We start from the raw sequence: 12150 nt of genomic DNA, 5'->3' as shown, positions 1-12150 counted from the left end.
GTCCGAACGAGATGTCACGCGATACGTCGGCGGCCGGTCCGACCGGCGGCGGGTCCGAGCGCGCCCGTCGGGCGCGCTCGGACCCCGAAACGCAACGCGAACGCGACGACGTGGACCCCGACGCGTACCTCGAACCCAACGACGTGGACCCCGACGCGTACCTCGAACGCATCGGCATCGACCCCGGGACCGTCGAGACGCCCGACCTCGACACGCTCGAACGCCTCCAGCGCGCCCACGTCACCGCGGTCCCGTTCGAGAATCTGTCCGTCGTCGGCGACCCCCACGGCGACCGGGATGCCGAGGGTGACGGCGAACGCGTGGTCCTCTCGACCCCGCACCTCCGCGAGAAGGTCGTCGAGCGCGGGCGGGGCGGCTACTGCTTCGAACTCAACGGCCTCTTCCACTCGCTACTCGCCGTGTTCGGCTACGACGTGGACCGCGTGGCGGCGCGGGTCGTCGGCGACGACGGCGACGCGCGCCCGCCCGCGAATCACCATGCTAATATCGTGGAACTCGACCGCCGGTACGTGGTCGACGTGGGGATGGGGGTCCCGACGATGCGCCGACCCATTCCCCTCGACGGGACCCCGCGCTCCGATTCGGTCGGCGTCGAGTGGCGAATCGCCGAGAGCGACCGGCCCGACGAGACCTACCGCTCGGAGTACCGCGGACCCGGCGACGTGGAGTGGTCCACGCGCTACGTGTTCAGCGACGTGGCCCGCGAGTTCCGCTACTTCGAGGCGACCAACGACTACCTCCAGACCGCCCCCGAGTCGCCGTTCACGGGCGACCCCGTCGTCTCGGTCGCGACCGACGAGGGCCACCGGAAGCTCTCGGGCGAGACCCTGACCGAGTACGTGAGTGGCGACGAGCGCGAGCGCACCGTGACCCACGAGGAGTGGCACGCGACGCTCGAACGCGAGTTCGGCCTCCGGTACGACCGCGGGTAGCCAGCCGTGACCCCGGCGGGCGAGCGCAGAGGGTTCCGCCACGCGCAGAATTTTATATTCGACCTGAAAAGGGAGAGACGTGACCGAACGCGACGGCGCGACAGCGGGTTCGGGCGAGCGGTCCCGACGCCGAACCGTCGGTCTCGTGGCCGGACTGTTCGTGCTCTCGACCGCGGCGGGCGCGTACGAGATAGCCCCGGCGAGCGTCCTGCCCCTCGTCCGCGAGTCGCTCGGCGTGGGAGCGACCGCGGCGGGGTGGCTCGTGAGCGTGATGTACCTCACCGCGGTCGTCGCGAGCGTCCCGGTCGGGGCGGCGCTCGACCGCGTGTCGGTCCGGCGGGCGGTCGCGGCCGCGGCCCTCGCGCTGCTCGTCGCGGGCGGGTGGGGGTGGGCCGCCGCGGTCGCCGGGGCCTACTGGTGGCTGTTCGCCTCCCGAATCCTCGGCGGGTTCGCGTACGTCGTGTTCTGGAACGCGGGCGCGAACCTCGTGGGGCAGGCGGTCGACGCCGAGGTTCGCGCGACCGCGGTCGGCGTGTTCACCGCGAGCGCGCCGGTCGGGTTCGCGCTGGGGCAGTTCGGCAGCCCGCTGGTCGCCGAGGCGCTCGGCTGGGAGGCGGCCTTGCCGACGTTCGCGGCCCTCGCGGTGGTCGGGGTCGCGGTCTTCCTGCTCGCGACCCGCGGGCGGAGCCTCGCGGTCGAGGCCGACGCGCCGAGTCGCGAGGAGTTCGCAGCGCTGTTTCGGAACCGCGCGGCGTGGACGCTCTGCATCCTCAGCTTCCTCGGGTTCTCGCTGTACCTCTTTCTCAACAGCTGGCTCCCGAGCTACCTGACCGACAGCCTCGGGGTCTCGCTGGCGGCGGGGGGCCTGTTGACCGCGCTGTTCCCCGCGGTCGGCGTGGTCTCGCGGACCGGCGGCGGCGTGCTCTCGGACCGGCTGTTCGGCGGCAAGCGTCGTCCGGTCGCGTTGCTGTCGTTCGCGGCGGCCGCGCCCGCGGTCGCCGGGTTCGTCGCGGTCTCGTCGGTCGCCCCGGTGGTCGCGCTCGTCGTCGTCTCCGGGTTCGCGGTCCAGCTCGCGCTCGGGCTGTTCTACACCTACGTCGTCGAGGTCGTCTCCCCGGCGGTCCGGACCACCGCGGTCTCGATGCTGACGAGCGTCGGTCTGCTCGGGGCCTTCCTCGCGCCCATCGTCGGCGGCGAGATAATCGCTCGCGCCGGGTACCGGCCCGCCTTCCTGCTCGCGACCGGGGTGGCGGTCCTCGGGGCGGTGCTGTCGTGGTACGCCCCCGAGGTGCGGTGAGCCGCGACCGCGACGGGCCGACCGCGGGGGAGGTGAGGCCTCACACCGGAGCAACTTTCATACCCATGAACCGCGACTAGTGTTCTACGGTGGGGGAAACCATGTCAGAGACCAACAAACCGCATCAGAATCTGGCCATCATCGGCCACGTCGACCACGGAAAGAGCACGCTGGTCGGGCGACTCCTCTTCGAGACGGGGTCCATCCCGGAGCACATCATCGAACAGCACCGCGAGGAGGCAGAGGAGAAGGGCAAGGGCGGCTTCGAGTTCGCCTACGTCATGGACAACCTCGCGGAGGAACGCGAGCGCGGCGTCACCATCGACATCGCCCATCAGGAGTTCCAGACCGACGAGTACTACTTCACCATCGTGGACACGCCCGGCCACCGCGACTTCGTGAAGAACATGATAACGGGGGCCTCGCAGGCCGACAACGCCGTGCTGGTCGTCGCCGCAGACGACGGCGTCGCCCCCCAGACACAGGAACACGTCTTCCTCGCGCGGACGCTGGGCATCAACGAACTCATCGTCGCGGTCAACAAGATGGACACGGTCGACTACGACGAGGACCGCTACCGCGAGGTCGTCGAGGAGGTCACCGACCTCCTGAATCAGGTGCGCTTTAACACCGAGGACGCCAGCTTCATCCCCATCTCGGCGCTGGAGGGCGACAACGTCGTCGACCGCAGCGACGACATGCCGTGGTACGACGGCGAACTCATCCTCGAAGCGCTCAACGGCCTCGAAGAGCCCGACCCGCCGACCGACGCGCCGCTGCGCCTGCCGATTCAGGACGTGTACACCATCTCGGGCATCGGGACCGTTCCGGTCGGCCGCGTCGAGACGGGGATGTTGAACACCGGCGACACCGTCTCGTTCCAGCCCAGCGACGTGGGCGGCGAGGTCAAGACCATCGAGATGCACCACGAGGAGGTCCCGCAGGCGGGTCCCGGCGACAACGTCGGCTTCAACGTCCGGGGCATCGGCAAGGACGACATCCACCGCGGCGACGTCTGCGGTCCGGCAGACGACCCGCCGAGCGTCGCCGAGACCTTCACGGCCCAGATAGTGGTGATGCAACACCCCTCGGTCATCACCGACGGTTACACGCCGGTCTTCCACGCCCACACCGCGCAGGTCGCCTGCACCATCGAGTCGCTCGACCAGAAGATAGACGCCTCCTCGGGCGAGGTCGAGGAGGAGAATCCCGACTTCATCCAGTCGGGCGACGCCGCGGTCATCACGGTCCGGCCCCAGAAGCCCCTCTCGATAGAGCCCTCCTCGGAGATTCCCGAGTTGGGGAGCTTCGCGGTCCGGGACATGGGCCAGACCATCGCGGCCGGGCGCGTGCTGGAAGTCCACGAGCGGTGAGCCACCGCCCGGCCGCGCCGGACCGCGGTCCGGCGCGGCCGGTCCGACATCGTTCCTTTTTAGCGTCGGACGCCCATCCGTCGAGACATGGGTTTCGGTAGCTACGACGAGTCCGAACAGCAGGACCAGGACAACGACATCGACGAGGACGCCGCGGTCAACGTCCACGAAAACGACCACAAGGGGACGGTCTCGTTCGACTCCGAGGCGTCCCAGGACGAGCTACTGGACAAGCTCGACGAGATAAAGAACGCCAGCGACGAGGAGTAGCGCAAACGCAGACGCCTCACGCCGACTCCGACCCCCGCGCCGAACCGCGCCGAATTTAACCCGGACCGCGTTACGTGGGTGCGTGAAGAACGTCACGGACAGAACCTCCAATCCCTTCGACATGCGGCCGCCCTGCGAACACGACTGCGGGGCGGCGCCTCGGCGGGCCGTCTTCGGGTACGGCGACGCCAACGCCGACTTCCACCTCGTCGGCGACCACCCCGGCGTCCACGGCGGGGTCGAGACGGGCGTCCCCTTCACCGGAAGCGTCGCGGGCGAGCGCCTCCGGCCGGTCCTGAACGAGGTCGGCCTCGTCGGCGACGGCGACGCCAGCGGCGTCGCCGTCGCCGACCGCGAGTTCCCCCCGACGCCGAACCTCTTCGCGAGCTATCTCCACATGTGCTGTCTGCCGGGGGACCGCGAACCGACCGCCCGGGAGTACGACGACCTCGAACCGTTCTTCGACGCGGAGCTGCGGGCCATCGCGGCCCACGTCCTCGTGCCGGTCGGCGAGCGGGCGACCCGTCACGTCCTCGGGACCTACGCCGCCCGCGAGTCCCTCGTGGAGGCGAGGGGGATGGACGCGCTCCACGCCGACCACGTCCCGGGGAGCGGCTTCCTCGTGGTCCCGGTGAAGCAACCGAGCGAGTGGACTGGCGACGACGGCGAGCGACTGACCGCCTCGCTGGCCGACCTGCTGGAATCGGACTACCGGCAGACCGCCGACCTGAGCCGGTTCGTCGCGACCGAGGACACCTACGAGGTCCGGTAGCGACCACCACTGCGACCTCCGGTAGCGACCACCCTTTTGGCGTTGCGCGTCGAACCGGACCGAGATGAGCGCTGCACGAATCGAGTCCCTCGTCGAGCGACTCGCGCGGAGCGCGAACGCACGCACCGTCTTCGGAGACCCCATCGAGCGCGGCGACCGGACCGTGATTCCGGTCGCCCGCGTGAGCTACGGCTTCGGCGGCGGATACGGCCGGGTCGGCGGTGGCGACCGAAAGCGCGAACGCGCGGGTCGAGACGAGGCGAACCGCGGGCCCGTCGGGGTACGGGGAGGTGGCGGCGGCGGGAGCGCGTCGGCGACCCCGGTCGGCGCGCTCGAAATCCGCGACGGCGCGACCGAGTTCGTGCGGTTCGAGCGCGAGCGCCCCGGGTTTCCCGGGGCGCTCGCGCTCGCGCTCGCCGGGTTCGGAATCGGGCTCGCGGTCGGTCGGCGGTGGGGTCGCGACTAGGTGGCCGTGCGTCCACCGGGGACGACCACGTCGAAGACGCTCCGGACCGCCCCGAACAGGAGGTCGAAGACGGTCGGGAGCAGGGGCACGACCACGAGGAACGCGACGACCGCACCGACCGCGACCAGCGCCATCTGCGTCGGCGAGTCCGGAGTCGGGATTGCCATGAGTCGTGACACGACCGCCCGCGTGTTAAACGGTCGGCCCGCGTGCGCGTCGAGCGTTCTGTCTGCCTGCGCGTCGAGCGTTCCGTCCGCCTGCGTGTCGAACGGTCGCGTGGAAGTCGCCAAATCGACCGAGGATACTTTGGCGTGCGATTCGCAGTTCCGAGCATGCCCGAGTGCGTCTTCTGCGACATCGTCGCTGGCGAGCGCTCTGCGCACCGACTCCACGAGGACGAGCGCACCCTCGCGTTCCTCGACGCCGCGCCAGCAGCGCCCGGCCACGCGCTGGTCGTACCCAAGCCCCACCGCGAGACGCTGACCGAGGTCGAACCCGACCTCGCAGTGGACCTGTTTCGGTCCGTCCGCCGAGTCGCGAGCGCCGTCGAGTCGGCGCTCGACCCCGACGGACTGAACGTGGTCCAGTCGAACGGCGAGGCCGCCGGACAGGACGTGTTCCACGCCCACGTCCACGTCGTCCCGCGGTACGGGGACGACGACGTGACGCTCGCGTGGTCCCCCGGAGACCCGCCGGGGGAATCCGACCGGGACATCGCCGCGGAAATCCGCGATGCGCTGTGACCCGTTTCGGTCGTTCCGCGACCCGCAGTTTCAACTGCCCCGACTTCGAGCGCAATGGTATGGAACACGACGTGCGACCCTACCTGACCGCGCGCCGGACCGTCTCGCCGACCCTCTCGCCCGACGGTCGGCTCGCGTTCCTCGCCGACACCACCGGCACGACGCAGGTCTGGACCGCCGACGTTCCCGGGGCGTGGCCCCGCCAGCGCACCTTCTACGACGAGCGCGTCTCGTTCGTCTCGTGGTCGCCCGACGGCGACGCCCTCGCGTTCGGAAAGGACGCGGGGGCCGACGAGCACGACCAGCTGTTCGCGCTCGACCCCGAGACCGGCCGAGTCTCCCGGCTGACCGACCGCCCCGACGCCATCCACGCGTGGGGCGGGTGGAGCCCCTCGGGCGACCGAATCGCGTTCGCCGCGAACCGACGCGACGAGTCGGTGTTCGACGCGTACGTGATGGATGTCGAGGACGAGGGGAGCGAGGCCGAACTCGTCTGCGAGGGCGACCGCGAGGGCATGCTGTCAATCGAGGGGTGGAGCCCCTCGGGCGACCGCCTGCTGGTCCGGGAACCGAACGCGAGCTCCGACGACGACCTCTTCGCGGTCGACATCGACTCGGGCGAACGCCGCCACCTCACGCCCCACGAGGGCCACGTCCGGTATCGCCAGCCGACGTTCGGGCCGGACGGCGACGCGGTCTACTGCGCGAGCGACGCGAACGCCGACGCGAAGGAGGTGGTCCGCATCGGCCTCGACACGCTCGAAACCGAGACGGTCGTCGAAAGCGAGGCGTGGAGCGTCGACCACTTCGCGCTCGACGCCGCGACCGGCCGACTCGCCCTGTCGCGGAACGTCGACGGCTACTCGGAGCTGCGGGTCGGGCGGCTTGCGGCCCCCGCGGAGGCCGCCACCGCGCCGGTCGACGTTCCCGAGGGCGTGGTCCACGGCCTCGCGGTCGGGCCGGAGGGCGAGCGAATCGCGGCGGCGGTGTCGGCTCCCGACCTGAACCACTCGGTGTTCGTCGTGGACCCGACCGACGCCGACGGCGGCGGGTCGCTCCGGGCCGAGCGCTGGACCCGCCCGTCGCCCGGCGGGGTGGCGCTCGACGCCTACGATACGCCCGAGTTAGTGCGGTACGAGACGTTCGACGAGCGAGAGATTCCGGCGTACTTCACGCTCCCCGAGAATCCGGAACCCGGGGAGACCCCGGTCGTCGTCGACATCCACGGCGGACCTCACCACCAGCGCCGACCGTGGTTCCGGCCGATTCGCCAGTACTTCCTCGATTCGGGGTACGCGGTGTTCGAGCCGAACGTCCGGGGGTCGTCGGGCTACGGCCGGGAGTACGCCGCGCTCGACGACGTGGAAAAGCGGATGGACTCGGTTCGGGACATCGCGGCGGCCGTCGACTGGCTCCGCGAGCGTCCCGAGGTCGACCCCGATGGAATCGTCGCCTACGGCCGGTCGTACGGCGGCTTCATGGTGCTCGCGGCCATCACCCAGTTCCCCGACCGCTGGGCCGCCGCGGTCGACTTCGTTGGCATCGGAAACTGGGTGACGTTCCTGGAGAACACCGGCGACTGGCGGCGCTCCCACCGGGAGGCCGAGTACGGGTCGCTGGCGGAGGACCGCGACCTGCTGGAGTCCATCAGCCCGATTCACTCGGTCGAGGCGGTCGAGTGCCCGCTGTTCGTCCAGCACGGCGCGAACGACCCCCGGGTGCCGGTCGAGGAGGCAGAGCAGATAGCCGAGGAGGTGGCCGCGCAGGGCGTGCCCGTCGAGAAGCTGATCTTCGAGGACGAGGGCCACCACACCACGAAGCTGGAGAACCGCATCGAGCAGTTCGAACGCATCGCGGCCTTCCTCGACGAACACGTCTGAGACGAGGGGTCGCGGCGAGCTCCCGGACGCTATCGGTCGGTCTCGAACTCCGCACCGCAGTTGCCACAGGCCATGCTCGCGGAGGGGAGGCCGCGTTGGGGGGCGACCAGCCCGCAGTCGTCGCAGATGCCGTACAGCCGCCTCGCGGGGTCGATGCCGCTGACGAACTCCATCCGGACCCACGCGTCTGCGTTGGTCTCGTCGTAGAGTTCCACGCCGCCGTCGGTTCGCTTCCAGTTGATGCGGTCGGCCTCGCGTTCGCGGGGCTCGGCTGGTTCGCTCATCGCGTGGTTGGAGCCGGGACCGAACCCATCATAAATGTTCCGTAGTAATATTTACTACAGTAATAATAAAACCCGCATCCGGGGGAGACGAGTGGAGCGAGACCCGGAAGGAAAGCGACTTACCCGAACCGGCCGGAGTACGACCGTGAAACGGATTCAGCTCGGAAACACCGTCTTCGAGGGGCGCAACGACGCGTACGTCCTCGGTGCCGAGTCGGGGACGACCGCGCTGGTCGACACCGGAGTCGCCACGGACGACGCCCGCGAGCAGTTCCGCGAGGGCCTCGGTGAGTACGGCCTGACGTTCGCCGACGTGGACGCCGTCGTGCTGACCCACTGGCACCACGACCACGCCGGACTCGCCGGGGAGATACAGGCCGCTGGCGACGCCGCGGTCTACGTCCACGAGGACGACGCCGAGATGGTCGGAAGCGAAGAGGCCAGCCACGAGGTCGAGATCGACCGGCGCGGCCTGTTCGACGACTGGGGCATCCCCGAGAAAAAGCGCGAGGAACTGCTGGACTTCCTCGAACTCCACGAGGAGATACGGGGCGAGACCCCGACCGTCGAGACGTTCGCCGACGGCGACCGCTTCGAGTTCGGCGACGCCGAACTCGAAGCGGTCCACCTGCCCGGCCACGCCGCGGGACTCACCGGGTTCGAATTCGCGGGCGAGTCTGGCACCGAGCTGTTCGCGGGCGACGCCCTCCTGCCGAAGTACACCCCGAACGTGGGCGGTGCCGACCCCCGAGTCGAGGACCCGCTCGGGGCCTACCTCGACTCGCTCGACCGGATTATTCGAAACGACTACGCACGCGCGTGGCCGGGCCACCGCGACGCCATCGACGACCCGACCGGGCGCGCTCGCGAGATACTTTCTCACCACCGCGAGCGCACCGAGCGCGTCGTTTCGGTCCTGCGCGAGCGCGGGGTCGCCGACGCGTGGACGGTCAGCGCCGACCTCTTCGGCGAACTCTCGAACATCCACATCCTCCACGGGCCGGGCGAGGCGTACGCCCACCTCGACCACCTCGACCGCGAGGGCGTCGTCGCGAAGACCGACGAGGGGTACGAACTCCGCGAGGAGGACCCGGACCTCGACGCGATTTTCGGCGACCACGGCGTCTCGGCCGAGGCGGAGTAGGAGGGTTTCGGGAGTCGTCTTTTCGGGTGTCTGGCGCTCGATTGACCAGCCGCCGCGGGCGGGAATGAAAGGGGTCGGCCGGTCGCGGGCCGAAGGCCCGTGGTCGTCTCAGCGACCCCTATCCGAGTGAGCGAAGCGAGCGAGGATATGTCGCTGAGCGACCGCGACCGGCCGAGGGCTTTCTGGCCGTTCTCGTTTCCTACAGGTCCTCGAATCGCAGGACTCCCGCCGATACCAAGTATTCGCTCGAAGTGAGCCGTCAACAGTAATGCAGTGGCACGGCAACTACGCCCATGACCAGCGTCACCGTCTGGAACGAGTACCGGCACGAGCGCGAGGACGAGGAGGTCGCCGAGGTGTACCCCGAGGGAATCCACGAGGTCATCGCGGGGTTCCTCGGGGACCGCGGGTTCGAGACCCGGACCGCCACCCTCGACGACCCCGAGCACGGCCTGACCGAGTCGGTGCTCGACGGGACTGACGTGCTGACGTGGTGGGGCCACGAGGCCCACGACGAGGTGGCAGACGAGGTGGTCGAGCGCGTCCGCGAGCGTGTCCTCGGGGGGATGGGGCTGGTCGTGCTGCACTCGGGCCACTTCTCGAAGATATTCAAGCGACTGATGGGCACGACCTGCGACCTCAAGTACCGCGAGCGCGGCGAGACCGAGCGGCTGTGGGTGGTCGAACCCGGCCACCCCATCGCCGACGGAATCGACGAATACGTCGAGGTCCCCGAGGCCGAGATGTACGGCGAGCGCTTCGACGTGCCAGCGCCCGAGACGCTGGTGTTCACCAGCTGGTTCGAGGGCGGGGAGGTGTTCCGCAGCGGCTGTTGTTACCGGCGCGGCGCGGGGAAGGTGTTCTACTTCCGGCCCGGCCACGAGACCTACCCCATCTACCGACAGCCCGAGATTCAGCGGGTCGTCGGCAACGCCGTCGAGTGGGCCGCGCCGGTCGACGGGCCCGAACCGTCGTTCGGCCGGTCTGACCCGCCCGAGGGGGCGTAGTCCGTCCGGCCGGTCTGACCCGCCCGAGGGAGCGTAGTCCGTTCGGCCGGTCTGACGCGATGGAGGGACCGTAACACCGTACCTCGGCGACTTTTGGGAATCGAAAATCATCGAGGGCGTCGTTTCCGATTTGAAAGAGAGTAAACTTAAAAGAAGGAAACCATTTATTAGGGAGCCGCGAAACCGGCAAGACGTAGGATGTCAGACGCGCCGTACCGTGTGCTCCACGTCGAGGACAACGAGTTCTTCGCCAGAGTCACCGCAAGCGTCCTCGGCGACGAGTACGGGATGGCGGTGCGCACGGCGACGAGCGCGAGCGACGCCCTCGAACTGCTCGATTCCGAGGGGTTCGACTGCATCGTCAGCGACTACGAGATGCCGGGGATGGACGGACTGGCGTTCCTGGACGCCGTCCGAGAGCGGGGTTCAGAGGTTCCGTTCATCCTCCTGACCGGGGGCGGGAGCGAGGAGATCGCGAGCGAGGCCATCTCGGCGGGCGTGACCGACTACCTCCAGAAGGGGTCGGGAACCGACCAGTTCGCGGTCCTGGCGAACCGAATCGAGAACGCCGTCGCGCGCCGACGGAGCGAGCGGCGCGCGACCCGCCAGATCGCGGTGAACGACCGGATATGGGACGTGAGCAAGGCGGTTCTGCAGGCGTCCTCGCCCGAGGACATCGAGCGGACCGTCTGCGAGCGACTCGCCGACGCCGACCCGTACCTCCTCGCGTGGGTCGGGGACATCGACGAGGGAGCGAAGGCGGTCTGCCCGCAGGCGTCGGCCGGAATCGAGAGGCGATACCTCGACCCGGTCGCGCTCGACGGCGGGGGCGACGAGTCGGCCGACCACGCGACTCCGGGAACGAGGCTGATTCGGAGAGCGGTCGAAACCGGAACCGTCCGAGTCGGCGAGTCGGCCGCGGTCGAGACGGGTGAGGAGCCCGAGACGGAGGTCGAGACGGGTGAGGAGCCGGGGACGGAGGTGGAGACGGACGTTCTGGAGCCCGAAGTCGACGGGTGCCGGTGTACGATAGCCGCAGTGCCGCTCACGTACGAGGAGACGATATACGGCGTGTTGAGCCTCTGGTCGGACGAGCGAGACGCTTTCGGTGAGACCGAGCGTCGCGTCCTCTCGAAGTTCGGGAGCAACGTCGCCTACGCCATCGACTCTGTCCAGACCCGCAAGGAACTCGTCCGGCGCGAACAGCGACTCCAGGTGTTCAACCGCATCCTCCGGCACAACCTCCGCAACGACCTCAACGTGGTGTTGGGCCACGCCGACAACCTCACCGAGGAGTACCCGGTCGTCGAGGACGAGGCGGCCACCATCAAACGGAAGGCGAGCGAACTCATCGAGATAAGCGAGAAGGCCCGCGAGGTCGGCAAGACGCTCGACCGCGAGGACCACACCGATAGGCAGGTCGACGTGACCGACTGCATCCGAAGGTCCTGCTCGGAGCTCCGTCAGTCGTACCCCGACGCCGACATCACCGTCGACCTGCCCGACTCCGCGACGGTGTTCGGCGACAAGACGCTCGAAGCCGCTATCAGCGAGGTACTGGAGAACGCCATCGAACACAACGACACCGACCGGCCGTCGGTCAGAGTGACCGCCTCGTTCGTCGAGGACGAGGGCGAGTGGGTCGAGGTGACCATCCTCGACGACGGTCCCGGGATTCCGGAGGAGGAACGAGCGGTCCTGATCGAGGGCGAAGAGACCGCGCTCCATCACGGGAGCGGCCTCGGACTCTGGCTGACCAACTGGATCGTCGGCAAGTTCGGCGGCGAACTCTCGTTCGACGACTACCACACCGACGGCGGGGCGGTGACGCTCCGGCTACAGCGAGCGACCGAGAGTCTCCGAACGACCCCGTCGTTCTGAGTCCCACTCCGTCTTCTGAGCTTCACCCCGTCGTTCTGAATCGCCGCCCGGGAGTAGCGTTCGGTTTCCGGAACGTGTCC

The 12150-nt window shown here is 69.1% G+C and carries 13 protein-coding genes; 11 read left to right on the top strand and 2 right to left on the bottom strand.

What is annotated here, in order from left to right; all coding sequences use genetic code 11:
* Positions 1–11: 11 nt before the first annotated feature.
* From NGM10_RS16415 to NGM10_RS16390, 6 genes are all read left to right on the top strand, one after another.
* The gene (locus NGM10_RS16415; protein WP_303656711.1) at positions 12–953 is read left to right on the top strand and encodes an arylamine N-acetyltransferase family protein; all 942 of its coding nucleotides are present in this window, start codon (positions 12–14) and stop codon (positions 951–953) included.
* Positions 954–1032: 79 nt separating this feature from the next.
* Entirely contained in the window at positions 1033–2250 is a 1218-nt protein-coding gene (locus NGM10_RS16410; protein WP_253484689.1) for an MFS transporter, read from the top strand.
* A 101-nt stretch (positions 2251–2351) separates the two neighbouring features.
* Positions 2352–3623, top strand: coding sequence for a translation elongation factor EF-1 subunit alpha (tuf, locus tag NGM10_RS16405; RefSeq protein ID WP_253484687.1), 1272 nt, complete (start codon positions 2352–2354; stop codon positions 3621–3623).
* Positions 3624–3710: 87 nt separating this feature from the next.
* A complete protein-coding gene (locus NGM10_RS16400; protein ID WP_253484684.1) occupies positions 3711–3893 on the top strand; it encodes a DUF5786 family protein in 183 nt (60 codons plus the stop codon).
* A gap of 82 nt (positions 3894–3975) precedes the next feature.
* The gene (locus NGM10_RS16395; RefSeq protein ID WP_253484681.1) at positions 3976–4665 is read left to right on the top strand and encodes a uracil-DNA glycosylase family protein; all 690 of its coding nucleotides are present in this window, start codon (positions 3976–3978) and stop codon (positions 4663–4665) included.
* A 64-nt stretch (positions 4666–4729) separates the two neighbouring features.
* Positions 4730–5131: a GerW family sporulation protein gene (locus NGM10_RS16390; RefSeq protein ID WP_253484678.1), complete on the top strand. Its 402-nt coding sequence runs from the start codon at positions 4730–4732 to the stop codon at positions 5129–5131.
* On the opposite strand, the gene NGM10_RS16385 is transcribed toward NGM10_RS16390, so the two are convergent.
* A complete protein-coding gene (locus NGM10_RS16385) occupies positions 5128–5298 on the bottom strand; it encodes a hypothetical protein (RefSeq protein WP_253484676.1) in 171 nt (56 codons plus the stop codon). The genes NGM10_RS16390 and NGM10_RS16385 overlap by 4 nt on opposite strands.
* Positions 5299–5463: 165 nt before the next feature.
* Between NGM10_RS16385 and NGM10_RS16380 the strand changes: the two genes are divergently transcribed.
* Positions 5464–5874 (top strand): HIT family protein, encoded by a 411-nt coding sequence (locus NGM10_RS16380; RefSeq protein WP_253484674.1) that lies wholly within the window; start codon positions 5464–5466, stop codon positions 5872–5874.
* A 59-nt stretch (positions 5875–5933) separates the two neighbouring features.
* Complete coding sequence (locus NGM10_RS16375; RefSeq protein ID WP_253484672.1) at positions 5934–7754, top strand: S9 family peptidase; 1821 nt, start codon at positions 5934–5936, stop codon at positions 7752–7754.
* Between the two features lie 29 nt (positions 7755–7783).
* Here NGM10_RS16375 and NGM10_RS16370 read toward each other — a convergent pair whose 3' ends face one another.
* Positions 7784–8038 carry a hypothetical protein gene (locus NGM10_RS16370; RefSeq protein WP_253484670.1) on the bottom strand — a complete coding sequence of 85 codons (255 nt, stop codon included), beginning with the start codon at positions 8036–8038 and terminating at the stop codon, positions 7784–7786.
* Between the two features lie 145 nt (positions 8039–8183).
* Between NGM10_RS16370 and NGM10_RS16365 the strand changes: the two genes are divergently transcribed.
* The 3 genes from NGM10_RS16365 to NGM10_RS16355 all read left to right on the top strand — a co-directional run bounded on the left by NGM10_RS16365 (position 8184) and on the right by NGM10_RS16355 (position 12070).
* Positions 8184–9182, top strand: coding sequence for an MBL fold metallo-hydrolase (locus NGM10_RS16365; RefSeq protein ID WP_253484668.1), 999 nt, complete (start codon positions 8184–8186; stop codon positions 9180–9182).
* A gap of 293 nt (positions 9183–9475) precedes the next feature.
* Positions 9476–10189, top strand: coding sequence for a ThuA domain-containing protein (locus tag NGM10_RS16360; protein ID WP_253484666.1), 714 nt, complete (start codon positions 9476–9478; stop codon positions 10187–10189).
* A gap of 198 nt (positions 10190–10387) precedes the next feature.
* Entirely contained in the window at positions 10388–12070 is a 1683-nt protein-coding gene (locus tag NGM10_RS16355; protein ID WP_253484663.1) for a response regulator, read from the top strand.
* The last annotated feature ends 80 nt before the right edge of the window (positions 12071–12150 follow it).

Source organism: Halorussus salilacus, from assembly GCF_024138125.1.
Taxonomy (GTDB): Archaea; Halobacteriota; Halobacteria; order Halobacteriales; family Haladaptataceae; genus Halorussus; species Halorussus salilacus.
Note: the sequence above shows the minus strand (reverse complement) of the source record. Positions and strands in the feature narration are given on the sequence as shown.